The following is a 21,692-nucleotide window of genomic DNA, read 5'->3' as shown; positions in this document are numbered from 1 at the left end:
CATGTCAGTGGAGAAGACCGACGGCACCGTCCAGCACCGGCCGTCGATGTCGGGCGGCGCCCCCGCGCGCGAACGCGCCCTGCGCAAGCAGGGGCGCGACACGATGCGCCGGCTTCTCGACGCGGGCCGGACGGCCTTCAGCGAGATGAGCTACCACCAGGTCCGGGTCGCCGACGTCGTCAAGATCGCTAAAACGTCGCACGGCACCTTCTACCTCTACTTCTCCAACAAGGAAGACCTGTTCAAGGCCCTGGCCAGGGACGCCATGCACGACGTGGAGGAGCTGGCCGAGCGCTTCCCGATGGTGCTGCCCTCCCCCGCCGGGCACGCGGCGCTGCGCTCCTGGATCCAGGAGTACGGCGACCTGTACGCGACCCACTCCGCCGTGATCCGGCTCCTGACCCAGCCCGACACCGTCGGCGAGGATCTGTGGACCGACGGCATCGACATCCTGGGAAAGCTCAGCAAGGCCATGACCACGGCGATGGCGGACGCGGGACGCGACGCGCACTCCGCGGAGCTGACCGCGCTGTCGTGCCTGATGATGATCGAGCGCATGAACTTCGTGCAGTCCCTGCGTCATCTCATCACCCTCGAACGGGACGAGGTGACGGACAAGCTGACCGACATCACCTTCGCCGCCTTCCTGTCCACCCCGATGCGCTGACGGCCGTCAGGCGGGCATGATCTGCCCGCCGTCGACGCACCACCAGCCGCAGACCCAGCTCGGCGACCTTCCGATCCCGATAACCTCATCGAAATTGTGACCGGTGTCCACATGCATCACCGGAAACGGAACCGGCGCCGGAGCGAACGCCTTCTCCGCCAGGCGCAGCATCACGATGCAGTCCTTACCACCAGAGAACAGCTCGCAGCACACGCCCGGGGCCTTTACGAAGTAAGGTTGATTCTGTGAGAACAGAACGCTTGACCCTCCGACCCCTGCGGCGCGAAGACCTCGACGCGCTGCGCGCCCACTGGTCCCGTGCCGAGGTCAAGGCCTACCTCTTCGACGGCCTGGCCCCCACCGAAGAACAGCTCGAAGCCGCTCTCACGGCCAGCGACGCCTCCTTCGCCGCCCACGGACACGGCCTGTGGACCCTCCGCGAATCAGCGACCGGTCCCCTCATCGGCACAGCAGGCATCCGCCTCCACGACGAGATCGACGCGTGGGAACTCATCTACAGCCTCGACCCCACCGCCTGGGGCAAGGGCTACGCCACCGAGGCTGCACGCGCCGTCCTGGCCACGACCCCGATCCGCGTCATCGCCGAGATCGACGAGGCCAACCACGCGTCGATCTCCGTCATCACCCGCCTGGGCATGGAGCCCTTCGAAACCGTCCAGGGCGAACTCGGCCCCATGATCCGCTTCGCGACCCCCTGAGAACCACGAAAGCCACACCCCTGGCCTTGGAGATCCGGTCCGCGGTCAAGGATGATGGCGGTTGTGGAGCGGGCGACTCAGATGGCCGGGCTCTCTTCGGGGCCGATGGAGTACCGGTTGGAGAGCCGCGGTCCGCGTGCGGTGCTGATGTTGCACGGCGGCCATATGCGGGCCGGACTCCCGCTGGGCGAGGAGGCGTTCGCCGAAGCGGGCTACACGATCTTGGCACCGTCGCGGCCGGGTTACGGACGAACCCCCGCGCTTCTGGGAGGCTGTCCTCCCGAGCGCTGCGCCGACATGGTCGCAGAGCTGTGCGATGTGCTCGGGCTCAGACGGCTCGCCGCCGTGGTGGGGCAGTCGGCGGGAGGTCCCCCGGCGGTGTCGTTGGCCGCCCGTCATCCGATCCTGGTGCAGCGGCTCATCCTGCAGAGCGCGGTCGGGCCTGTGCCCTGGCCCGACCGCCGCACCCGGTGGGGTGGCGGCGTGGTCTTTCATCCCCGGATCGAGGCGGTCACCTGGTCGCTCCTGCACGCGATGACCCGCCAGGCGCCCCGCCTCGCCCTGCGACTGCTGCTGCCCGAACTCACCTGCAGGCCCGTGACCGAGCTGTTGGCCGACCTCGACACCTCCGGACGCGCGTCCCTGCTCGACCTGTTCTCGCGGATGCGGTCGAGCGCCGGCTTCCTCAACGATCTCCGTGTTCTCGCGGCCCCGGACCGCTGCGCACGCACGGCCGCCGACGCTTCCCTGGCCGTCCAGCCCGCCCTGGTGATCGCCGCACCCAGCGACGGGTCGGTCTCCTACGCCCACGCCGAAGCCCTCACCGCGAGCCTTCCCAACGCGAGGTCGATCGACAGCCGCGCCCTCAGCCACATGATCTGGCTGGGAGCGGACTATCCCGACATAGCCGCCGCCATGCTCCGATTCCTGGCGCTGAGGCCAGGGCCGGATGTGGAGCTGGGCGGGGCGGGTGGCCGGGCGTAGCTTGGGGTGGGCGTCGAGGTGAGGGCGGATGTGGGCTCGGCGGGACGGGCGGGGGGCCCATCCGGATGATGTGCTTCCTGTTCCCGCCGGCGTTGCTGCCGTTGGGCGGGAAGGGCATCCGCGAGCTGCTGGGGACGCCGATGGCCCCCACGCCCGGGGTGGGAGACCTGACGGCCCGGTTCCTGACGCAGCTCGCGGAGAACGTCGACCACTACAGCCCGGCGGAGGGGGCACGGCTGGCGACGGCCGCCCTCGAGGTTCTGGCGACGCGGATGGCACGCGAGCTGGACATCACCGGATGGGGGACGTCCGAGAAGCGCAGGCACGCGTTGCTCACCACCGTCCAGGGGTTCGTCCTTCAGCGGCTGGGAGATCCCCGGCTGGGTCCCGCGGAGGTCGCGGCCGCGCACCACATGTCGCTGCGGTCGCTGCACCAGCTCTTCCACGACCACGGGCTTCGGTGGCGGGGTGGATCAGGAGCCGCCGCATGGAGGCGTGCCGCCGCGACCTGGCGGATCCGGCGCTCGCCGATCGGCCGGTCGCCGCCATCGGGGCGAGGTGGGGCTTCACCAGCCCGGCCGACTTCAGCCGGGCCTTCCGCGCCGCGCACGCGATGACGCCCGCGGAGTGCCGCGAATCCGCACGCAATGCCAAGGGTCCTGCGCGGACGCGCAACGACGGCGCGGGCGTCCGTGACGACGCTGGGCTCCATGGAAGACAGACGCACAGACCGGCCGTCCTCCGCGCGGCGCGCGAGGACGGCTCCGATGATGAGACTCAGGCTTTCGGAGGTGACGTCCTCGCTGACCGCCGTCGTCCTCGTGGTGTCGGCGGCCGTCGGGGCGGCGCCGGCCGGAGCCGCGGCGTGTCCTGGCCCATCGGTGTTCAGAGTCCTCAACACCGACGACTCCGGGCCCGACAGCCTTCGCCGGGCGATCCTGGACGCGAACGCCAACTCCCTGGCCCCGGCCGTCTGCCCCGCGGACGCGATCGAGTTCGACCTTCCGACCACGGGTCCCCTGGGGCCCGGCCCGTTCTCGATCACGCTGGAGTCCGACCTGCCGGAGATCACCGATCCGGTGAACGTCCGCGGATACACGCAACCGGGAGCCGCCGCCGCGACCGCGACCTCGCCCGCGTGGATCCAGATCTGGATCCACGCGTCCGACGCCACGAACGGACTCGTCGTCAACACGTACGGCTCGTCGATCAGCGGCCTTCTGATCGGCAAGGCCGGCGACGACGGGATCAAGGTAATCGGTGACGGCAACCGGGTGCGAGGCAACTACATCGGAACCCACCAGCCGATCACCTCCCCCACCAACCCGCTGCCCGCGCCGTCGTTCGTCCAGGGCACGTCGGGCGACGGGATCGATGTCACCGGTGATGGAAACGAGATCGGCAGCGAGATCGCCCAGGACCGCAACGTCATCGCGGGGAGCGGCCTGCTCAGCGGCGACAAGGCCTACGGCGTCAAGATCGCCGGCAGTGACAACCAGGTCCAGGGCGACATCATCGGAACCGACCCGACCGGCTCGGAGAAGTCCAGCGGGCACCGCGGCGGCGGCGTGAACGTCGTGAGCGGCGAAAAGAACAGGATCGGCGGGTCCCTCGAAGGCGCCGGCAACCTCATCTCCTCCAACGGAGGTCCGGCGATCCTCCTCCAGGGCTCGGCGACCAGGACGGTGGTCCTGGGCAACAAGATCGGTGCCGGCAGCACCGGCTCGGACGACTTCGGCAACACCAAGGGCGTGGTGATCGAGGCGGGCTCGACCGGGAACGCCATCGGCAGCACGGCGGACCTCGGCGGCAACCAGATCGCCAACACCGTCACCGGCCCCGGCGTCGACCTGGCCGGCGACGGGAACCTCGTCACGCACAACACGATCGGCACCGACGCCGGGCAGACGATCCCGTTGGAGAACTTCGGCGGCGTCCATGTCACCGGCAGCCTGAACATCGTCGGCGGAGACGCGGAACACGCCGGCAACGTGATCTCCGGCAACAGGTTCTACGGGATCTCGATCGACGATGAGTCCGACCCCAGGAAGGGGGTCGGGAACGTCGTGTGGGGCAACCACATCGGTACCGACGCGACGGGCACGGTCGATCTCGGCAACGCCGCGAACCTCGGCGTCGGCGGTGACGGCGTTCAGATCCTCGGCGGGGACGCCACACAGGTCGGCGGCGCCGGCAGGGCCGGTTTCAGGCCCAACGTGATCGCCGACAACGACGGCGCCGGTGTCGCCGTCGACAGCGGCGTGCTCAACGCCGTCGTGCGGAACAGCATCCATGACAACGGCGGTCTCGGCATTGACCTGAGCCGCGACGGCGCGGTGCTGCCCAACGACGACCACGACTCCGACGCCGGTCCCAACGGCCTTCAGAACTATCCGCTGGTCACCGGAATCACGAACTCGCTGGGCGTCTCGAGCGTCGGCTGGGACACCGCGAGCTTCCGCGAGGACCCCTCCGCGTCGGAGACGACCGAGATCGACTTCTTCGCGAGCGACACCTGCGATCCCTCGGGCAACGGCGAGGGCCAAACCCTCATCGGCACGGCCCTCCTCGGCGCCGGCACCCTCCCCGGCACCGGCAGCACGATCATGACCCAACGCGTGAAACCCGGCCACTACGTCACGCTCACGGCCACCTCCGGCAACGGCGTCCCCCGAGTCGCCGGCCGCACCTCAGAGTTCTCCCCCTGCTTCAAATTCCAGCCCTAGCCCGCCCTCAGACGCGGGAGGCGTGCCCCCCGGGGAGTCGGGGGCACGCCTGGGTGGGTGGGGTCAGGGGCGGGTGATGGTGAAGGTGGAGCCGGGCTGGGTGATGATGTCGCCGTCCGCTGAGTTCGTGATGGTGACGTTGGTGAGGGTCGCGCTGCCGCGGGCTCCGCTCATCGCGAGGATGCCGGCGCCGTTGTTGGACTTGTCGATCCTCACGTTGGTGACCTTGACGTTCGGCATGCTGCCGCCGCCGGTCTTGAACTGGATGCCGTCGTAAGTCGAGTCGTAGATGTCGGTGTCGCGGATGGTGACGCCCACGATGTCGACCGTCGAGGCGAACAGGGTGATCGCGCCGAACTCCTGGTCCTCGCCCCAGAACACGCCGCCGCCGCGGTAGATCGCGTTGTTGGCGATCAGCGTCGTGCCCGAGAAGGGCAGCGGGTCGTGGTCGGTCGCGAGCATGATGCCCGGGTAGTTCATGGTGTCGTAGATCAGGTTGTTCTCGATCGTGTTGCCGTAGCCCCCGTAGACGGCGATGCCGTTGGCCCGCCACGGGAGCTGGACGGTGTTGTTCACGAAGTGGTTGTCGTGGGCGATGTCGACGGACGGGTCCTTGACGTACCGGTTGGCCCAGACCGCCAGGGCGTCGTCCCCCGTGGTGCGGAAGGAGGAGTTGAACACCTTGGAGTTGCGGGTGCCGTTGCTGAAGTTGATGCCGTCGGCGTAGGTGTCGCGGATGCGCATCCCGCTGAACTCCAGGCCGTCGGCCGGACCCCACAGCGCGGGGATGTTGTCGTAGTCGCGGCCGACCCAGACGCCCACGTTGGCGTGCTCGATCCACACGTTGCTGATCTTCGTGTTCTTGCCGAACCTGCCGTTGAGGCCGACGCCGCCCTCGGCGTTGCCGTCACCGCCGCGGATGCGGCCCGAGCCGAAGATGGCGATGTCGGAGATCTGGGTGTTGTCGTCGATGTCGAAGCCGAAGTTGCCCTCGTGCGGGTGGTTGATGCCGCCCACGGCGTCCTGCGGCTGGGTGAGCGTGGAGAGCTGGGAGTACCACATTCCCGCGCCCTTGATCGTGACGTTGCTGATGCCCACCTGGTTGAACTGGCCGCGGTTCAGCGGGTCGTCGGTGAGGATCTTCTTCTCCTGGCGCCACTGGCCCGCCGGGATCCACACGCAGGAGATGGTGCCGTTCTGGTCGGCGGTCACCGCGGCCTGGATGGCGGCGGTGTCGTCGTTGCCGTCGTCGGGGACCGCGCCGTAGGCCGTGATCGAGGTGCATTCGGCGGGCTTGGCGGCCGCGGGCGCGACCTGCTCGAGGTCGATGGTGTCGACGATGTAGAAGGAGGCGGTGTCGGAGGCGTCTCGCTGGAGGCGGAACCTGGTGCCCGCCGGGTAGCTCTGCGCGAGCAGGGCGTGGGCCTCGTCGAACAGGCGCCGGGCGTCGGGCTGGGGGCTGTTGGTCAGGGCCTCGGGGCCGTCGGTGTCGCCGTAGAGCCAGCTGTGCTTCGAGGAGAGGTTCAGCTTCTGGGCGAAGGTGCCGTTGATGTAGAGGCTGAGGGTGGCATCGATGCCGCCGCCGTTGGGGGCGTCGGGGATGGAGTTGCGGACCACGATCGAGTTGGTCGGGTTCGCGGAGGTGAACTCGACGAACTGGCCGGTCGAGCCGAGCCGCACGGACTGCCGGCCCGAGGACTCGGTCGCGAAGTTGGTGTGGCCGAAGGTGCGCAGCGGGTCGGCGGTCAGCAGGGTGCCCTGGTAGGTGCCCGCCTCGGCCTCGTAGGACGTCCACGGGACCGCGGCGCCGCGGCCGACCACGATCGACTGGGTGAAGGTGTTGTTGGACTCGTTGGTCTCGGTCAGCACGCCGGTGGCGTCGGCCGTCGCGGTGACGTTCGCGCCTCCGCTCGTGGCCGTCCAGGTTCCGCTGATGGGGACCGTGACCGTCGCGCCCGCGGCGATCGCCGGGGTGGCGCCGTTGAGGGTGGTGCCGCCCACCGTGACGCGGGTGACCGAGGCCGAGCCGGTCGCGGTGATGCCGCGGTTCTTGACCGTGACCGTGAAGGAGACGGCCGCGCCGACCGCCGGGTTCGACGGGCCGGCGGTGATGCCGAGGACCTGGAGGTCGGGGCCCGGGGCCTCGGTGACGACCAGCGGAGCGCCGTCGAAGGCGTTGTTCAGCTCGTTCAGCTCGATGATCTGGTCGGTCTCGTCGACCCTGGCCGAGAGCGGGTAGGTGCCCGCGCTCCTGGCGGGGACGGCGAGCGTGACGGTCGAGGACGCTCCCGCGGCGAGAGCTCCGACGGCGGCGGTGCCGACCTTGGTGCCGCCCAGGGTGAAGGCGACGCCGGAGGCCGGTGACGCCGCGGTGCCGCTGTTCTGGACGGTCGCCCGGAGTGTGACGGCGTCGGTCTCGATCGGCGCGGCCGGGGTGAAGGAGGCGGCGGTGACCGTGAGGTCGGGGGTCGGGGCGGGGACGCCGATGACCTGGAACTCGGCGACCTGGCCGGCTCCCGCACCGGAGTTACTGGTGATCTTGAGCTGGACCTCGGAGGAGCGGCCGGTCAGCGGGATCTCCACCGCGTTGCCGCCGCTGGACGGGCTGAAGCTCCTGAGCGCGGGAGCGGCCAGGCTGGTGAAGGAGCCGGAGCCGTTGCGGCCGAGGACCTCGATGGTCTGGGTGCGCGGCCCCCACGCGGCGTCGGGGTTGAGCTTCACCACGACCTTGCTGAGATCGGCCTGGAGGCGCAGGTTCACCGTGAGGGTGTTGGGGTATCCGCCGCCGCCCTCCCAGTAGGTGGCCGTGCTGTCGTCGTTGGCGTTGGTCGCGACGAAGTTCTGGGTGACGCCCGACGCGGTGATCGGCTTGCCCGAGGCGAGGTTCGATCCGCCCGTCACGGTGCCGTTGCGGGTGACGGTGTTGCTCCCGTCGGAGGTGTTGCCGGCGGCGTCGCGCGCCTTGACCTGGTAGGAGAGGGTGACCGTCTCGGGCTGGACGTCGGTGTAGGTCAGGACGTTGCCCGCCGTGCTCCCCCGCAGGGTGCCGTTGGCGTAGACGTCGTAGGCCGTCACGCCGACGGCGTCGGCGGAGGCCTTCCAGGTGAGCCTGATCTGACCGGCGGCGGGCTGGGTGTAGGCGAGGTCGCCGGGGACCGTGGGCGGGGTGTGGTCGGTGGTGTCGCCCGCGCGGGTGACGGCGTTGCTCCCGTCGGAGGTGTTGCCCGCGGCGTCACGCGCCTTGACCTGGTAGGAGACGGAGGCGCTGGTCGGCTGGGTGTCGGTGTAGGTGAGGACGTACCCGGCGACGGACGCGCGCAGGGTGCCGTTGGCGTAGACGTCGTAGGCCGTCACGCCGACGGTGTCGGCGGAGGCCGTCCAGGTGAGCCTGACCTGACCGGGGGTCGTCTCGGTGTAGGCCAGACTTCCGGGCGCGGTCGGCGGGGTGCCGTCGACGGGGCCGCCGGGACCGTAGACCTCGAGCTCGGAGAGCTGACCCGCGGGCCAGCCGTTGTTGGCGCTGATGGCGACGCGGAGGTAGCGCGTCGTGGTCGCCGTGAAGTCGACCGTCACGGTGTTGGCGGTCGCCGGGTTGAAGCTGTAGCCGGCCGACGGCAGCAGGTCGGAGAAGCCCGAACCGCTCGTGCTCCCCTGGACGGTCAGCGTCTGCGTCCTGGTCTCCCATCCCGGCGGCAGCTTCAGCACGGCGCGGTTCACCGCGACCACGCCGCCGAGGTCGACCTGGATCCACTGCGGCAGGGCGTTGTTCGCGCTCTCCCAGTAGGTCGCCTGGTTCCCGTCACCGGCGTTGGAGGCCGGCAGCCCGCCCGAGGTGCTGCCCGCGGAGAAGGTCCTGCCCTGGGCCAGGTTGGTCCCGTCGGGCGTCGTTCCCGCCCCGTGGATCTCCAGTTCCGACAGCTGGGCGGCGGCCCATCCGGTGTTCGCCGTCACGTTCACCCGCACGTACCGCACGTTCGCGGCGGTGAAGTCGATGGTCACGACGTTGTTCGAGGCGGGGTTGAAGGAGTAGCCCGCCGATCCGGCGAGGGTGCTGAACGCGGTGCCGTTGGTGCTCCCCTGCACCGAGAGCGTCTGCGTCCTGGCCTCCCATCCGGCGGGAAGCCTCAGCACCACCTGGTCGACGCTCGCCGACGAACCGAGGTCGACCTGGACCCACTGCGGCAGGGTCGTCCCGGAGCTCTCCCAGTAGGTGCCCTGGTTGCCGTCGTCGACGTTGCCCGGGCCGTAGGGATTGTTCGAGCTGCTGGCGGTGGCCGTCTTCCCCAGCGCGAGATCGGGTCCTCCGGCCGCACCGGCCGGGGCCGCCGGGACGACCGAGGCGAGTGCCCCGGCCAGTCCCATCATCGCCGTCACGGCGAGAAGTCTCATTCGCCTGCGCTTGCTACGCATCGCGTTCCGCTGCCTCTCTGGTTCGGCGACCACGGAACCCGCGGCCGCCCCACGGGGGGTGGATGGCATGTGTCCCTGGGAGGCAGGACGCAGCCCGAACCCTAATGAACCGGACAACGCGACGCAAGAGCCAGACAGATCAAAGCAAGAAACATGTACATAGATCGCAAAAATCGAGAATCAGGCTTCGAGTGCCGCCAGTTCCTCCGCGGCGCGGGAGAGGTCCTCGGCGGCGATCGTGCACGCCGTCAGATGGGCGCTCACGGCTTCGGCGAACCAGGCGGGGAACGCGGCGTCGGCCGCCGACGCCAGGGCGCGAAGGCGCCGCGCGCATCCGGAGACGGCGGCCGCGTCGGCGGACAGGGTCGCGGCGTGCGCCGTCAGCGGGTCGGTCGGCACAGGCGGCTCCTCAGGAGTGCGGCAGCGGGACGGCGGCGTCACGGCGCAGGCGCTGGCCCGCACCGGTCCAGCACAGCAGCGGACGGGCCCCGTGGAGCCCGAGGTCGCGCAGGTGGCGGGCCATCGGATGGTCGCCGGGTCCCGCGGCCAGCCGAGCCCTCGGCGCGGGATGCGCCGTGACCCGGCCGTCGGCGTGCAGGCAGGACCGCAGCGTCGTGCCGCCGGAACCGGAGTAGAGGACGGTGCCGGCGGCCCTGCCCGGCACTCCGGGACCGAGCGCGCCGGTCAGCCCGAGAACGCCCTCCACCGAGAGCCTGACCGAGGCCCCGCCGAGTCCGAGGCTGGCCTCCGCGGTGAAGGTGGGCTCCTCCCACAGGTGCCGGTGGGCGTCCCCGGCACAGACGGTGCTCACCACGACGTCCAGGGGCAGCAGCCCGGTGCGCCGCAGCCCCGGCGGGCGCAGCAGGTCGCGCCAGACTCCGACCGGCCGATTCCGCCAGGGGTCGTGCACGAGGAGGGCGAGCGTCACCTCCTGGTGGTCGCCGAGGGTGCCGCCGCGATGGTCGACGGCGCGCAGCACCGCCAGAACGCGGTGACCGGCCCGCACCGCCTCGCCCCGTCCCTCGGCCGCGAGCAGATCCTCCGCGGCGGCGGGATCGGCGGCGAACCAGGCCGTGAACGTCGTGGCGTCGGGCGTGCCCGCGGGCAGGTCGACGTTCCCTCCGGGTGTCGCGTGCGCGTAGGTCGGGACGGTCAGGAAGGGGAAGCCCGCCGGTGCGGCCGCGTGGTCGCGCAGCGCGTAGACCTGACGCCGGACGACGGGTCCCGCGTAGGAGGCGAGCCGCTCCTCGATGTGGGCGCGGGCCTCGGGCAGGTCGTGGGTCAGGTTGGCGGTGTACTGCTCGAGGCTGTGGCAGGCGGGGAAGACGTGGGTGGGATCGGTGTAGTCCACGACGTACCAGCCGGGATGCAGGTCGAAGCAGTTCCCGGCGCCCTGGCCGTCCAGGCTGGGGATGATGTCGTGCTGGTTGGTGACGCTCGCGACCCAGGTCTCCGGCGAGGCGGGCTTCTTGAAGTCGACGGGCGAGCCGATGGCGATCACATGGGTGAGGCGGTGGCGGGCGGCGAAGGCGGCGTCCTGGGCGAGGCTCATGACGGCGGCGCCGCCCGCGCTGTGCCCGACGAGCGCGAGCTCGGCGCCCTCGGGAAGTCCGTAGTCCGCGACGGCCTTGGCCAGCGACCGGCTGTAGGGGCCGCCGTCCAGGACCGTGCTGCTGAACGCTCCGAGCAGGTCGCCGGGCGAATCGGTCTGCGGATCGCCCATCCGCATGCCGGGCGCGAGCAGAACGTGCCGCTCCACCCCGTCGGGCCCGAGGACGGTCTCCAGGACCGCGCGCCCGGTCGGCCGGATCACCAGCAGATCGCCGAGGAACCCCAGCAGCGAGGCCCGGGTGCTGAGCCCGGCCTCCTCCCCCGGTTCGGGCTCGGTGCGCACCGCCGCTCCCCGGCCGGAGTCGAGCCTGGCGATGGCCCGGTTGCTGAGCCCGGTGAGGGGATCGGCGGTGGCGGTGCCCATGCCGCTCGCGATCAGCCAGGCCGTGTGGTCGTTAAGCGGGTTCTGGTCGAGGAGGGCGCGCAGCGCGAGGATCTCTCCGAAGATCGGCGCCATGGCGCTGAGCGTGCGGGCCATGCCCCGGTCCCTGACGAGTTCGCGCAGCGCCCGGGCGGAGCCGAGGGCGCTGTCGGCGGCCACCGCGTCCTGGAGGGCGCTGAGCAGCGGATCCGCGGCCAGTTCCGGGTTGCGCAGGGTCACCGCGGCGATCCTCAGGCGCAGGGAGGTCGTCATGACGGCGATCGGGAGGGAGCCGGCGTTGACGAGTCCGCCGAGCTTGGCGCCGACGGCCCCGAGCGCTCCTCCGGTCAGTGCCCAGCCGAGCCCCGCCCGGTCGGTGAGCGCGCCGAGCAGCGCCCGGTGGGCGCGGAGCCCGGGGCCGGGCGTGCGGCGCAGCGAGGCGGTGAGCGCCGGATCGGTGAGGGCGGCCGTAGCGTGAGCGGAGGCGGTGCGCAGCACATGGGCGATCTCGGCGAGTTCGCGGGCGGCCGCCAGCAGGGCGGCCGGATCGTCGCGCTGTTCGGTCACGGGCGCAGCGCCCCCCGCCAGGTCATGCTGACGAACCGGGGCCGCGGGTCCTCGGGGGTGTTGCGCGCCACGACGTCGGCGAGGGTCCTGGTCGAGGCGATGGTGCGCAGGCCCAGCCCGGTGAAGGTGGCCTCGTTGAGCACCCGCGGCGCCAGCAGCGGGTTGGTGAGGGCCTGGGAGAAGGCGTCGATGGCGATGATCTTCGTGAGGAGCGGCGGGAGGACCGCCTTCGGCGACCCCGGTTCCTCCGCGAACAACCCCACGTACAGCTCCAGGTCGTCGACGTCACCGTAGAGACCGGCGATCGCCTCGCGGACGCGGGGACGCCCCGACACCTGGCCGAAGCTCCCCGCCCGGGGAAATCCGCAGTGTGCCCGGTAGTCGTTGTAGGAGGCGAGCCCGAGCGCGCGGCCGTCGGCGATGGAGGAGACCTCGACCGGGCGCAGTGCCGGATCGGTGTTGAACAGGCCGATCCGGCCCGCGCGCTGCTCGGAGGCGTCCTCGAAGAGCCGGCCCAGGCCCGGCTCGGGGATGAGGTCACCGCCGAAGAGGGTCTGGGCCAGCGGCAGCTCGCGGTCGCCGACGCTCAGCGCCGACGGGACGAGGCCGTGCCACCGGTAGACCAGGTTGAACTCGACCGAAGCCCAGTTCTGCCGGTGCCAGGGAGCCGCGGCCAGCGCCCGGCTGATGCGGGGATCGAGCAGGAACCTGAAGTGGTAGGGCGTGATGTGGTTGATGTACTCCTCGACGACGAGCCGGATCACCTCGACGATCACGATGTTCCTGGCCGTCTGGAACAGCCGCTCGTCGTCCCAGGAGGGGTTCTGCCCGGCCAGCAGCCGGGCGAGGCGGTTGTGCTCGCGCAGGAACAGCACGGTCATCATGGTGAAGCCGACCTGGACGTTGCCGCGGTCGCCCCCGATGGCGAACAGGGTGTCGCGGCGTCCGGGCGGGAGCGTCTCCATCCGGACGGCGCTCAGCGCGGCGAACTCCGCCTTGGTCTCGCCCTTCTCGCACAGGTAGGGAGGGAACTCACCGCCGTTGATGATCTGGCTCTTGAGCAGGCCTCCCTCGTGGGCCCGGATCGCGGAGGAGGCGGCGGCGTCGAGGCCGTAGAGCGGGTTGAGGTCGATCTCGTGGTTGGAGGTGCTGCGGCGGGGGTCGCGGGGCTCACGGGACTCACCGCGCAGGAAGCCGTCGGTGAACCACTGGGCGAAGTAGGCGAACAGGACCGTCGAGCGGGGGCAGGGGTCCATCGGCCCCTCCCGGGTGAACAGGTCGGCGGCGCGCTCGACGGTGGGCCTGCCGCTGTCCTGGTCGGGCACGGGCGGCAGATGGCGCCCCGCGTAGGTGCGGTCGGTCAGCGACGTCCAGGACGTGTAGGGGGCGAGGGTGCTGAGCGGTTCGGGGCGGGCCGGCATCTCGCGGACCGCCTGGTCGATCAGGAGGGCGTTGAGCCGCCTGCGGACCGGCGGCGAGGTCTCGACCAGCCGCCACAGCGGCCTGGCGCGGGTGAGGGCGAGGAAGCGCAGCCTGTTGACGGCACCGTCGGAGGCGATGTTCCGCGCGCTGCGGGGCTGCTCGGAGACCGGGAAGCGCACGTCAGGCCCCTTTCCTGGGGTCGGAGTCCAGCCGGAGGACGAGCCGGTCGGGGAAGATCCCACGATCCCGTAGCACCTCGCCCTCGGCGCGGAGTCCCGGCCGGAGCAGGAGGCGGCGGGCGGTCTCGGCGATGACGACGCGGCCCGCGTCGACGCCGAGACAGGTGTGCGGGCCGTGGCCGAAGTGCAGGCGGGTGTGGTCGGGGCGGTCGAGACGGAACTCCGCGGGATCGGCGACCACCGTCTCGTCGAACATCGCCGAGGCGACCGCCGCCAGGACCAGCCGGCCGCCGGGGATCGTCCCGCCGCTCGCCAGGACGTGGTCGTGCGCCGCGTACCGGACGATCATCTTGAGGAAGGGGTCGAAGCGCAGGGCCTCCCAGACGTAGGGGTCGAACCTGTCCGGGTCGGCGGCGGCGAGGGCGGCCTCGGCGTGGAGCTCCGGGCGTTCGAGGAGACGGCACACGAGATGGGTCAGCGAGCCCGCGGCGTTCTCGACGAAGCCGAGCAGCAGCCCGGCGACGTTGATCGCCAGACGCTCGTCGTCGAAGCCGAGCTCCTCCGGCAGGCGGGTGCGCACGAGCCTGCCGAGCACGTCGGAGCCGTCAGGGCCGGCCCGCCGTGCGGCCACGAGCTCCCGCAGGTAGGCCATCATCTCGGCGCCGGCCTCGACCGAGGCGGCGTGGACCTCCGGATCGCCCGCGAAGTTCGCGGTCACGTCGGTCATGACGGCCCGCGACCAGCGCGACAGGGTCGTCTCGTCGGGGCCGGGGAAGCCGAAGTACCGGGCGCAGACCTTCAGGGGGACGCCGCGGAACAGCGCCCCGACGGCCTCCAGGTCGCCGTCCGCGGCGTCGAGCGCCTCGTCGGCGAGCTCCCCGGTCAGGGCGCGCAGCGCGGGCACGTCCTCGGGTGCGAGCATCACCTGCATGAGGCCCTTCTCCCGGCGGGCCATCGGAGTGCCGTCGCGGGTCAGCATGTTCGGTCCGCCGAGCGCGGCCTCCATGGCGGGGACGTAGGCGCTGACCGGGAACGAACCGGGCCGCGACAGGACCTCGGTGACGTCGTCATAGCAGGTGACCAGCGTGAAGGCGGGGGTGACGAGCACGGGACGGTCCCTGCGCAGCTCGGCGAACAGGGCCCGCCAGTCGGTGCGCAGCCATCCGGTCAGCCGGGCGAGGGCCGCGGCGGGATCGGGGAGGGCGTCGTATTCGGCGAGGTAGGTGGCTGTCTGCATGCGGCGAACCTCCCGGAGCGGTGACCGGACAGATCCAGAACGTAGTCAGACCGCCGGGCGACCGACAAGAGGATGGCGACGATGAGTAGCCGAATCAGTTCTTTCGGTGAGAATTTCGTCTCTGTGGCGCCACTGCCGCCCGTCCCGTCCCTTGCGTTCAATGGAGACTCGACCTCTCCTCTGGAGGTGTCTTGCCCGACGCCGACGGCAAGGGGACCGTGCCGGTCTCCGCCACCCGCCGCCACGCCTATCTGCTCGTCCTCGTCGTCGCGCCGCCGATCGTCCTGGCCGCCGGGGCCGTGGTCGCCTGGGGGCGCGGGGTGGGGCCGCTGGACGTGACGCTCGCGCTGGTCATGTACACCATCAGCATCTTCGGCATCAGCGTCGGCTACCACCGGATGCTGACCCACCGCTCGTTCCGGTGCGTCCGGCCGGTGCGGATCGCCCTGGCGCTCTGCGGCGGCCTGGCGTTGCAGGGTCCGGCGTCGCTGTGGGTCGCCGAGCACCGCCGCCATCACAAGTACGCCGACCGTCCCGGTGACCCGCATTCGCCGTGGGCCTTCGGCGACGGGCGGCGGGCCCTGCTGAGGGGGCTGCTGCACGCGCAGATCGGCTGGTTCTACACCGCCCGGCGCCGCTCCAGCCGCGCCCACTGGGTACCCGACCTGCTCGCCGACCGCGACATCCGCCGGCTCGACGCCGCCTATCCGCTGGTCGTGGCGGCGTCGTTCCTGCTTCCCGCCGCCGCGGGCGGCCTCCTGTCATGGTCGTGGCACGGGTTCTGGTCGGCGCTGTTCTGGGCGGGCCTGGTCAGGTACGCCCTCGTCCACCACGCCACCTGGTCGGTGAACTCGATCGCCCACAGCTTCGGCGACCGCGCCTACGCCACCCGCGACCGCTCCACCGACGTCCGCTGGGTGGCGATGCTGACCTTCGGCGAAGGCTGGCACAACTGGCACCACGCCGAGCCGACCTGCGCCCGTCACGGGGCCCTCACCGGCCAGATCGACGCGAGCGCCGCCCTGATCCGCGCCCTGGAGCGCCTCGGCTGGGCCCACGACGTCCGCTGGCCCGACCCCGCCCGCCTCGCCGCCCGCAGGCTCCCTCCGCCCGCGAGCTGATCACGGCCTAGGCTCTCCCGGCGGACTCGTCGTGGAAGCCGATCTCGCGGTGGGTGCCGTCGCACAGCGGCTTCGCGGCGGAGTGGCCGCAACGGCACAGGGTCGTCCGGTTGCGGGTCTCCAACGGTCTTCCGTCGGACCTGCGCACCGGTACTCCTCCGGTCACCCACAGCGCGCTGGCCAGGCCGTTCTCCTCCTCGAGGATCGAGACGGCCCGCGGGAGGTCGGCCTCGACGCTCTCCCCGCCGCGCTCCAGGGCGTAGCTGTAGGAGCCCGAGGGGCAGTGATCGATGCGTCCCATGATGTTCGAGCGCACGTCGGGATCGGCGGTGTCGTCGAGCATCTCGGCGATCGGTCGCCTCCTGCCCACGCAGAAGGCGGCGTGGATGCACAGCTCGCCGACCCGCTGGGCCGAGATGCCCGTCCCGTCGTGGACGTGCCGGGCCTCCCGGTACGGGGTGACGATGGCGTTCTCGGTTCCGTCGAATCCGGCGAAGGCGTGCGTCCCGTCGCAGAACGGCTTCGATCCCGAACGGCCGCAGCGGCACAGCGCGTAGGTCTCCTCGACCGGCAGGTCCTCACTGGTCCGCCAGGTCAGGGCGTCGTCGAACTCCGAGACAATCTTGATCTTGCGGCGGAGCGGCAGGCCCCCGCGCACGAGGTAGGGACCGTCGGGGAGCACGTCGATCCGCTGGCCCTCTCCCCCGCCCCAGCCGCGGTCCTCGGGGGCGACGTAGTCGAAGGTGGGGCCCGCCGTCATGCCCTCGCCGTCGGGCATCTCCATCAGGGTGATGGCCTGGGCCTTCAGCGTGTACATCGTGGCCGTCGCGACGGCAAGCAGCCGGGGGCTCCCGTCGAACGCCCGGTCCAGCAGGTACAGGACGGTGCAGTAGGTGCGGTTGAACTCCTCCCTGGCGGCCCGGATCGGTTCACCGGGCGGATGGTCCGACAGACGGGCGCCACGCCGCATCGGGCGCACACCGCCGAGGTCGACGTGGACCGGTTCGCCGGTCGGCCCCGACATCGGGGTGTCTCCGCGCCGGAAACGGCGGCCCGCCTTGAGCTCCATGAAGCGGTAGTAGTGCGCGACCTCCTCCCGATCGGGGTGGTGCACGTCGCGGTCTCCGTCCCAGACCTCGGCTCCGAGCAGGCCTTCGCCCTGTTCGACGATCTCCTCCAGCGCCGTCAGCGCCGACGCCAGGTCCGTGACCGCCACCAGCCGGCCCGCGGTGTTCCGGAAGTGCCCGCCGTGCACCTGACGCGCCGGATCTCCGGAGAACACCTCCTTCTCGCCGAGCCGGGCGCACAGCGCGCGCAGCCCGTCCTCGATGGCGGCGTAGAACTGGCCGATCGTCGTGTACCGGTCGGCCTGCGGCGGCGCGTCGTGCGGAGCGGGCCGCTCGAGCCGCAGGAACAGGCCGAGGGCCTCGGGTCCGAACGGGAGCAGCGACAGTTCGAGGGAGGGGTCGCCGTGCGGCAGCCCGCGGGGATGTGGCGGCAGCATCCGGGGACTGTCGAGCCTCGGCCGCCCGCCGACCGCGTTGAGCAGGTTCGCGACGAGCGCCATGTGCAGCATCTCCTCGACGAAGACCCCGGCCACCACCTCGGCCGCCTCGGGATTGCGTCCGGGATCCAGCGAGTACAGCGCGCAGAGGTAGGGCGGCAGGGTCGCGTGCTCCAGCTCGATCGCCCACTGCAGGTGCTCGCGGAGGTCGTCGAGCGTGGTGATCCCCGCCATGACGGAGCGGTTCACTCCTCTCCCTCCGTTGGGCGGTGTCCGCCGTTCACTTCCTCGACGGCCCCGAGGAGGCCGCGGAGCCCGATCTCGTAGGCCTGCTCCTCGACCGGGTCGAAGAGCCACTCCGAGACGGGGCGGCCGATGAGCTCCTCCGCCCGGCTCGCCTCGGCCGTCCTCAGTTCCATCACGACCTCCGTCTCGAGGTCGAACCCGTTGCCGTCATCACCTATCGGCATGGCGTGCCTCCTTCATCGCTCGGTTCTCATGACCGGGCACCCGGCCCGGTTGTGACGGATCGGCGGAAAGTCGTCCCCACCGTCACGGCGCGGGAAGCCGGCCTGTCTTCGTCGACGAGGGACCAGCGATCGAAAGGAGTGAAGTGATGCGACCGACCGAAGCCGGATCCGTCCCGGACGGACGCGCGGCGGAGATCGCCGCGAGGATCCGGCGGCTGGGCGAAGGGCGTGGAGGCATCCTGATCATCGAGGGGATGCCGGAGACGGGGAAGAGCCGTCTGGCCGGTGAGGCGAGGGCTCTCGCGGAGTCCGCCGGGATCCGCGTCCTCAGCGGGGCGGGCGAACGGGTGCGGCGGACCGTCCCGTTCGGCGCGCTGCGGCGGGCTCTGGAGTCGGGGACGGGATCCGTCGCGGACGCGGGGATCGTCCGGACGCTGTCCGAGTCCGCCGACCAGCGATTCTGGCTGTTCCCCGCGCTGGGCGACCAGCTGCGGCGGGCGTCGCTCGAAGCACCGCTGCTCGTCATCGTCGACGAGCTCCAGTGGTGCGACACCGGCACGCTGCTCGCGCTCCGCGCCCTCGCTCCCCGGCTGTCCTCGGACGCGATCCTCTGGCTGATCGTCGTCCGTGCCGGGGTCCCCGGCCCCGCGGTGAGGGCCACGGTCGGCCATCTGGCCCGCTCATCCATGTTCTCCGCCAACCACCACGGAAAAGGAAGACCAACATGAAGTTCACGCACAGCACCTCCCGCCGCCTGCGTCTCGGCGGACTCGTCACCGGCCTCACGCTGGTCACGGCGTCCCTGTCCATGTCCGCGACGGCCGCCGACGCCGGGAGCAAGCCCGGTGTGAAGCCCACCATCGTGCTCGTGCACGGAGCCTGGGCCGACACCTCCGGCTGGAACGACGTCATCGAGGGCCTGCGCCGGGACGGCTACCCGGCCGTCGCGTTCGCCAACCCGCTGCGCGGCCTCGAGGGAGACGCCGCCTACCTCGACGCGACCATCGCCGGAATCGAGGGTCCGATCGTGCTCGTCGGGCACTCCTACGGCGGTTCCGTCATCACCGAGACCTCGCCCGACCCCGACGTGAAGGCGCTCGTCTACGTCTCGGCGTTCCTCCCCGAGCAGGGCGAGAGCGCCTTCGGAATCTCCGGCCGCTTCCCCGGAAGCCTGATCACCCCCGAGGCGATCAGGGTCGTCCCGCTGCCCTCCGGCGACGCCGACATCTACCTCCAGCCCGCTTCGCTCGGCCCGATCTTCGGCCTGCCCGCGTCCACCGCCCGGCTCCTCAGCGCGACCCAGCGGCCCGTGACCCAGGGCGCGCTGGGCGGCGCCCTCACGGGCACCCCGGCGTGGAAGCGCCTGCCCACCTGGACCCTGATCTCCAAGACCGACAAGGCGATCCCGCTCGAGGCCCAGCGCTTCATGACGGCACGCGCCCACTCCCGCACCGTCGAACTGAACGCCGGGCACGCCGCGTTCCTCACCCACCCGGGCGCCGTCACCGCCGTCATCGAGAGGGCCGCCGCCACCCGCTGAACCGCCTGAAAAAGCCGCAGCCCGCGCATCCCGGAAGGGACGCGCGGGCTCTGCTTTCGGCCGTGCTCAGCCGGTCTCCTCGCGGACGGCCACCGGACGGCACCGACCGAACCTGGCGTTGTGCGCCGCCTCCCGGGTCCGGCCACGCGGGCGTACCCGCGACGGCGCCATCGGAGACGGCGCGTCCGGAGTGATGAGCATCAGGCCGGGAACCTCCGCCCAGCCGACCAGGACCATGAGCTCCACCAGGTGCGGAGCCATCGACACCAGCTCCAGCCTGCGATCCTGGAGCATCAGCCGGCAGGCGACGGCCAGGAGGGCGCGCAGCCCGGCGAGGTCGATGAACTCCAGCTTCCCCAGATCGACCCGGACGTCCCCGGAACAGCCCTCGGCCATGGAGTTCAGCGCGGTGGCGAACAGATCCCCCGTGACGGGCTCCACCCGTCCCGCCACCCGCAGCGACCCGTACGCGAACTCCCCGTCGAGCCGGAGGTAGGCGGTGCGCACCCGCACGGAGGCCGTCCCCGCCCTAGTGGTCACGGCAGGACCACGGAGCAGGGAGCGGACCCCGTCACCCTGGTCCTGCCGCCGGACCTCGCGCCCGGTCCGGAAACGGCCCGCGCCAGAGCCGGTGTGCGCGGCCCGCGCACGGAGGTGCGGGAGGTCCGCTCCGAGCCCTCCTCGGCGGAGCGGGCCATGTCCGCGGCGAGGATCTCCTCCAACCGGGCCAGGTCGCCGGAGCGCGCGGCGGCGACGAACGCCTCCAGCAGCCGGCGCCGCTCGGCCGACGGCACCCGGGTGCGGCGCCCGGAGAGCAGGTGCTTGCGCGCCCTGCTGACGAGCTGGCGGGCCGCAGCCTCGCTGAGCCGGATGATCTCGGCGATCCGGGCGTAGGGGTAGTCGAAGGCCTCACGGAGGATGTAGGCGGCGCGTTCGCCCGGTGACAGCCGCTCCAGCATGAGGAGCATCGCGGACTCCAGGTCCTCGCCGCGCTCGGCGCCGAGATGCGGGTCGGGGCTGGTGCCGACCGTCTCGAGCAGCCACGGGCTGGTCGAGGTCTCGCGGCGGACGCGCGCCGACTGGACGGTGTTGAGGGCCAGCCGCGTGACGGCCGTGGCGAGGTAGGCGGCCGGGTTCTCCACCGCGGCACGGTCGCAAGCCTGCCAGCGCAGCCAGACGTCCTGCACCAGGTCCTCGGCCTCGGACGCGCTCCGCACCCTGCGGTAGGCGATGCCGAACAGGCGCGACTGCACCTCGCCGAAGATCATCGCGGCGCCGTCCAGGTCTTGGGATCCACCGTCTCTGCTGGTCACTGTGCCACTTCCTGTCTCGATCGGAGCGTCGGAGCCGGAGGAACGGTTCAACGAACGCGACATCTCCGGCAAGACCCGACTCTCCCTGGAAGGGCACCCCGGTCGAATCAGGGAGGGCCCTGGTACCGGTCCCTAGGCGGACCCCGGGGACACACCGGCCGACCCGGGCCGGCCCGGGCCCGCGCCCCGGGTCCGCACGCGGTGTGAAGGGGTGTGCGCGGTCGCGCAGCGACACGCGGCGGCCGTTCACCGACCTTGCCGCACAGACGCACCACACCGCGAGGAGGTACCACTTATGTCGACCCATCGCCGAGCGTTCCGGCGCCGGCATCGACCTCACGGCGGGCACCTGCTGAGAACGATCTTCAGGCGCTAGGGTTTCGGATGCCACGAAAAGGAGGAGAAAGCATGACATTCGCAACCCGGACCGCCGCCGTCGCCGGAACCGCCCTGGCCGCATCGGCGCTCGTCCTGTCGGTCCCCGGATCCGCCAGTGCGGGCGGCTACGGCTGCTCGGGCGGCCTGGTGAAGACCTACGCCGTCAAGTCGAAATGGAACACCCTGAGCCACGTCAGGGTCTACTACAACGCGAAGTCGGGCTGGAACTGCGCCGTCAACGTCAAGACGAGGTATTACGCGCAGTTCAAGCACAAGACGTCCATCCGGCTCAACAACGAGCTGTTCTACGACGAGAAGCCCCACAAGGGCAGCGTCGACTCCGACAGCGGCAAGTTCAAGCTCTACGCCGGCCCTGTGAGGGTCAAGGGACGCCACCTCTGCATCACCGTCGTCGCCGACACCTGGTACTACGACGAGCACGCCCATCTCTACAAGGGCCACATCCTCTGCGGCTGACGCCCC

General features: G+C 71.2%; 18 protein-coding genes and 1 pseudogene. 9 read left to right on the top strand and 10 right to left on the bottom strand.

What is annotated here, in order from left to right:
* Position 1: 1 nt before the first annotated feature.
* Positions 2 to 667, top strand: coding sequence for a TetR/AcrR family transcriptional regulator (locus ABD785_RS23505; RefSeq protein ID WP_344831977.1), 666 nt, complete (start codon positions 2 to 4; stop codon positions 665 to 667).
* Between the two features lie 37 nt (positions 668 to 704).
* Here the strand turns inward: ABD785_RS23505 and ABD785_RS23500 are convergent.
* Positions 705 to 868, bottom strand: a pseudogene (locus tag ABD785_RS23500) (phosphoadenosine phosphosulfate reductase domain-containing protein); the annotation flags it as partial.
* Positions 869 to 927: 59 nt separating this feature from the next.
* Here ABD785_RS23500 and ABD785_RS23495 point away from each other — a divergent pair.
* The 4 genes from ABD785_RS23495 (at position 928) to ABD785_RS41370 (ending at position 3,634) form a co-directional block, all read left to right on the top strand.
* On the top strand, positions 928 to 1,386 hold the full coding sequence (locus ABD785_RS23495) for a GNAT family N-acetyltransferase (protein WP_344831974.1): 459 nt from the start codon (positions 928 to 930) through the stop codon (positions 1,384 to 1,386).
* A 51-nt stretch (positions 1,387 to 1,437) separates the two neighbouring features.
* Complete coding sequence (locus ABD785_RS23490; protein ID WP_344831972.1) at positions 1,438 to 2,370, top strand: alpha/beta fold hydrolase; 933 nt, start codon at positions 1,438 to 1,440, stop codon at positions 2,368 to 2,370.
* A gap of 65 nt (positions 2,371 to 2,435) precedes the next feature.
* Positions 2,436 to 2,987: a helix-turn-helix domain-containing protein gene (locus ABD785_RS23485; RefSeq protein ID WP_344831970.1), complete on the top strand. Its 552-nt coding sequence runs from the start codon at positions 2,436 to 2,438 to the stop codon at positions 2,985 to 2,987.
* Positions 2,879 to 3,634: a hypothetical protein gene (locus ABD785_RS41370; RefSeq protein ID WP_425547813.1), complete on the top strand. Its 756-nt coding sequence runs from the start codon at positions 2,879 to 2,881 to the stop codon at positions 3,632 to 3,634. Before ABD785_RS23485 ends, ABD785_RS41370 begins: the two co-directional genes overlap by 109 nt.
* A 1,525-nt stretch (positions 3,635 to 5,159) precedes the next feature.
* Here the strand turns inward: ABD785_RS41370 and ABD785_RS23475 are convergent.
* From ABD785_RS23475 to ABD785_RS23455, 5 genes are all read right to left on the bottom strand, one after another.
* Entirely contained in the window at positions 5,160 to 9,485 is a 4,326-nt protein-coding gene (locus tag ABD785_RS23475; protein ID WP_344831966.1) for a galactose-binding domain-containing protein, read from the bottom strand.
* Positions 9,486 to 9,686: 201 nt separating this feature from the next.
* Complete coding sequence (locus tag ABD785_RS23470; protein ID WP_344831965.1) at positions 9,687 to 9,905, bottom strand: hypothetical protein; 219 nt, start codon at positions 9,903 to 9,905, stop codon at positions 9,687 to 9,689.
* Between the two features lie 10 nt (positions 9,906 to 9,915).
* Positions 9,916 to 12,045 (bottom strand): alpha/beta hydrolase family protein, encoded by a 2,130-nt coding sequence (locus ABD785_RS23465; RefSeq protein ID WP_344831963.1) that lies wholly within the window; start codon positions 12,043 to 12,045, stop codon positions 9,916 to 9,918.
* Positions 12,042 to 13,646 (bottom strand): peroxidase family protein, encoded by a 1,605-nt coding sequence (locus tag ABD785_RS23460; RefSeq protein WP_344831961.1) that lies wholly within the window; start codon positions 13,644 to 13,646, stop codon positions 12,042 to 12,044. Before ABD785_RS23460 ends, ABD785_RS23465 begins: the two co-directional genes overlap by 4 nt.
* Before the next feature lies 1 nt (position 13,647).
* Positions 13,648 to 14,883 (bottom strand): cytochrome P450, encoded by a 1,236-nt coding sequence (locus ABD785_RS23455; protein ID WP_344831959.1) that lies wholly within the window; start codon positions 14,881 to 14,883, stop codon positions 13,648 to 13,650.
* Between the two features lie 191 nt (positions 14,884 to 15,074).
* On the opposite strand from ABD785_RS23455, the gene ABD785_RS23450 reads away from it, so the two are divergent.
* A complete protein-coding gene (locus tag ABD785_RS23450; RefSeq protein WP_344831957.1) occupies positions 15,075 to 16,004 on the top strand; it encodes an acyl-CoA desaturase in 930 nt (309 codons plus the stop codon).
* 7 nt (positions 16,005 to 16,011) lie between these two features.
* Here ABD785_RS23450 and ABD785_RS23445 read toward each other — a convergent pair whose 3' ends face one another.
* The gene (locus ABD785_RS23445; RefSeq protein WP_344831954.1) at positions 16,012 to 17,757 is read right to left on the bottom strand and encodes a ferritin-like domain-containing protein; all 1,746 of its coding nucleotides are present in this window, start codon (positions 17,755 to 17,757) and stop codon (positions 16,012 to 16,014) included.
* A complete protein-coding gene (locus tag ABD785_RS23440) occupies positions 17,754 to 17,978 on the bottom strand; it encodes a hypothetical protein (RefSeq protein ID WP_344831952.1) in 225 nt (74 codons plus the stop codon). The genes ABD785_RS23445 and ABD785_RS23440 overlap by 4 nt, the downstream gene beginning before the upstream one ends.
* Positions 17,979 to 18,124: 146 nt before the next feature.
* Between ABD785_RS23440 and ABD785_RS23435 the strand changes: the two genes are divergently transcribed.
* Positions 18,125 to 18,706, top strand: coding sequence for an ATP-binding protein (locus ABD785_RS23435; RefSeq protein ID WP_344831951.1), 582 nt, complete (start codon positions 18,125 to 18,127; stop codon positions 18,704 to 18,706).
* Positions 18,703 to 19,518 (top strand): alpha/beta fold hydrolase, encoded by an 816-nt coding sequence (locus ABD785_RS23430; RefSeq protein WP_344831949.1) that lies wholly within the window; start codon positions 18,703 to 18,705, stop codon positions 19,516 to 19,518. The genes ABD785_RS23435 and ABD785_RS23430 overlap by 4 nt, the downstream gene beginning before the upstream one ends.
* Before the next feature lie 66 nt (positions 19,519 to 19,584).
* On the opposite strand, the gene ABD785_RS23425 is transcribed toward ABD785_RS23430, so the two are convergent.
* A complete protein-coding gene (locus tag ABD785_RS23425; protein ID WP_344831948.1) occupies positions 19,585 to 20,058 on the bottom strand; it encodes an STAS domain-containing protein in 474 nt (157 codons plus the stop codon).
* Positions 20,055 to 20,831 carry a sigma-70 family RNA polymerase sigma factor gene (locus tag ABD785_RS23420; RefSeq protein ID WP_344831945.1) on the bottom strand — a complete coding sequence of 259 codons (777 nt, stop codon included), beginning with the start codon at positions 20,829 to 20,831 and terminating at the stop codon, positions 20,055 to 20,057. Before ABD785_RS23420 ends, ABD785_RS23425 begins: the two co-directional genes overlap by 4 nt.
* Positions 20,832 to 21,239: 408 nt before the next feature.
* Here ABD785_RS23420 and ABD785_RS23415 point away from each other — a divergent pair, with 408 nt between their 5' ends.
* Positions 21,240 to 21,686: a hypothetical protein gene (locus ABD785_RS23415; protein WP_344831942.1), complete on the top strand. Its 447-nt coding sequence runs from the start codon at positions 21,240 to 21,242 to the stop codon at positions 21,684 to 21,686.
* The last annotated feature ends 6 nt before the right edge of the window (positions 21,687 to 21,692 follow it).

It is taken from the genome of Actinocorallia longicatena (assembly GCF_039534125.1).
Lineage (GTDB): Bacteria > Actinomycetota > Actinomycetes > Streptosporangiales > Streptosporangiaceae > Actinocorallia > Actinocorallia longicatena.
Note: the sequence above shows the minus strand (reverse complement) of the source record. Positions and strands in the feature narration are given on the sequence as shown.

What these genes read in the sequence shown, in the direction of transcription:
- ABD785_RS23415 (WP_344831942.1), top strand. Translation starts at nt 21,240, where the DNA reads ATGACATTCGCAACCCGGACCGCCGCCGTCGCCGGAACCGCCCTGGCC.
- ABD785_RS23435 (WP_344831951.1), top strand. Translation starts at nt 18,125, where the DNA reads ATGCGACCGACCGAAGCCGGATCCGTCCCGGACGGACGCGCGGCGGAG.
- ABD785_RS23475 (WP_344831966.1), bottom strand. Translation starts at nt 9,485, where the DNA reads ATGAGACTTCTCGCCGTGACGGCGATGATGGGACTGGCCGGGGCACTC.
- ABD785_RS23440 (WP_344831952.1), bottom strand. Translation starts at nt 17,978, where the DNA reads ATGCCGATAGGTGATGACGGCAACGGGTTCGACCTCGAGACGGAGGTC.
- ABD785_RS23430 (WP_344831949.1), top strand. Translation starts at nt 18,703, where the DNA reads ATGAAGTTCACGCACAGCACCTCCCGCCGCCTGCGTCTCGGCGGACTC.
- ABD785_RS23505 (WP_344831977.1), top strand. Translation starts at nt 2, where the DNA reads ATGTCAGTGGAGAAGACCGACGGCACCGTCCAGCACCGGCCGTCGATG.
- ABD785_RS23485 (WP_344831970.1), top strand. Translation starts at nt 2,436, where the DNA reads ATGATGTGCTTCCTGTTCCCGCCGGCGTTGCTGCCGTTGGGCGGGAAG.
- ABD785_RS23455 (WP_344831959.1), bottom strand. Translation starts at nt 14,883, where the DNA reads ATGCAGACAGCCACCTACCTCGCCGAATACGACGCCCTCCCCGATCCC.
- ABD785_RS23490 (WP_344831972.1), top strand. Translation starts at nt 1,438, where the DNA reads ATGATGGCGGTTGTGGAGCGGGCGACTCAGATGGCCGGGCTCTCTTCG.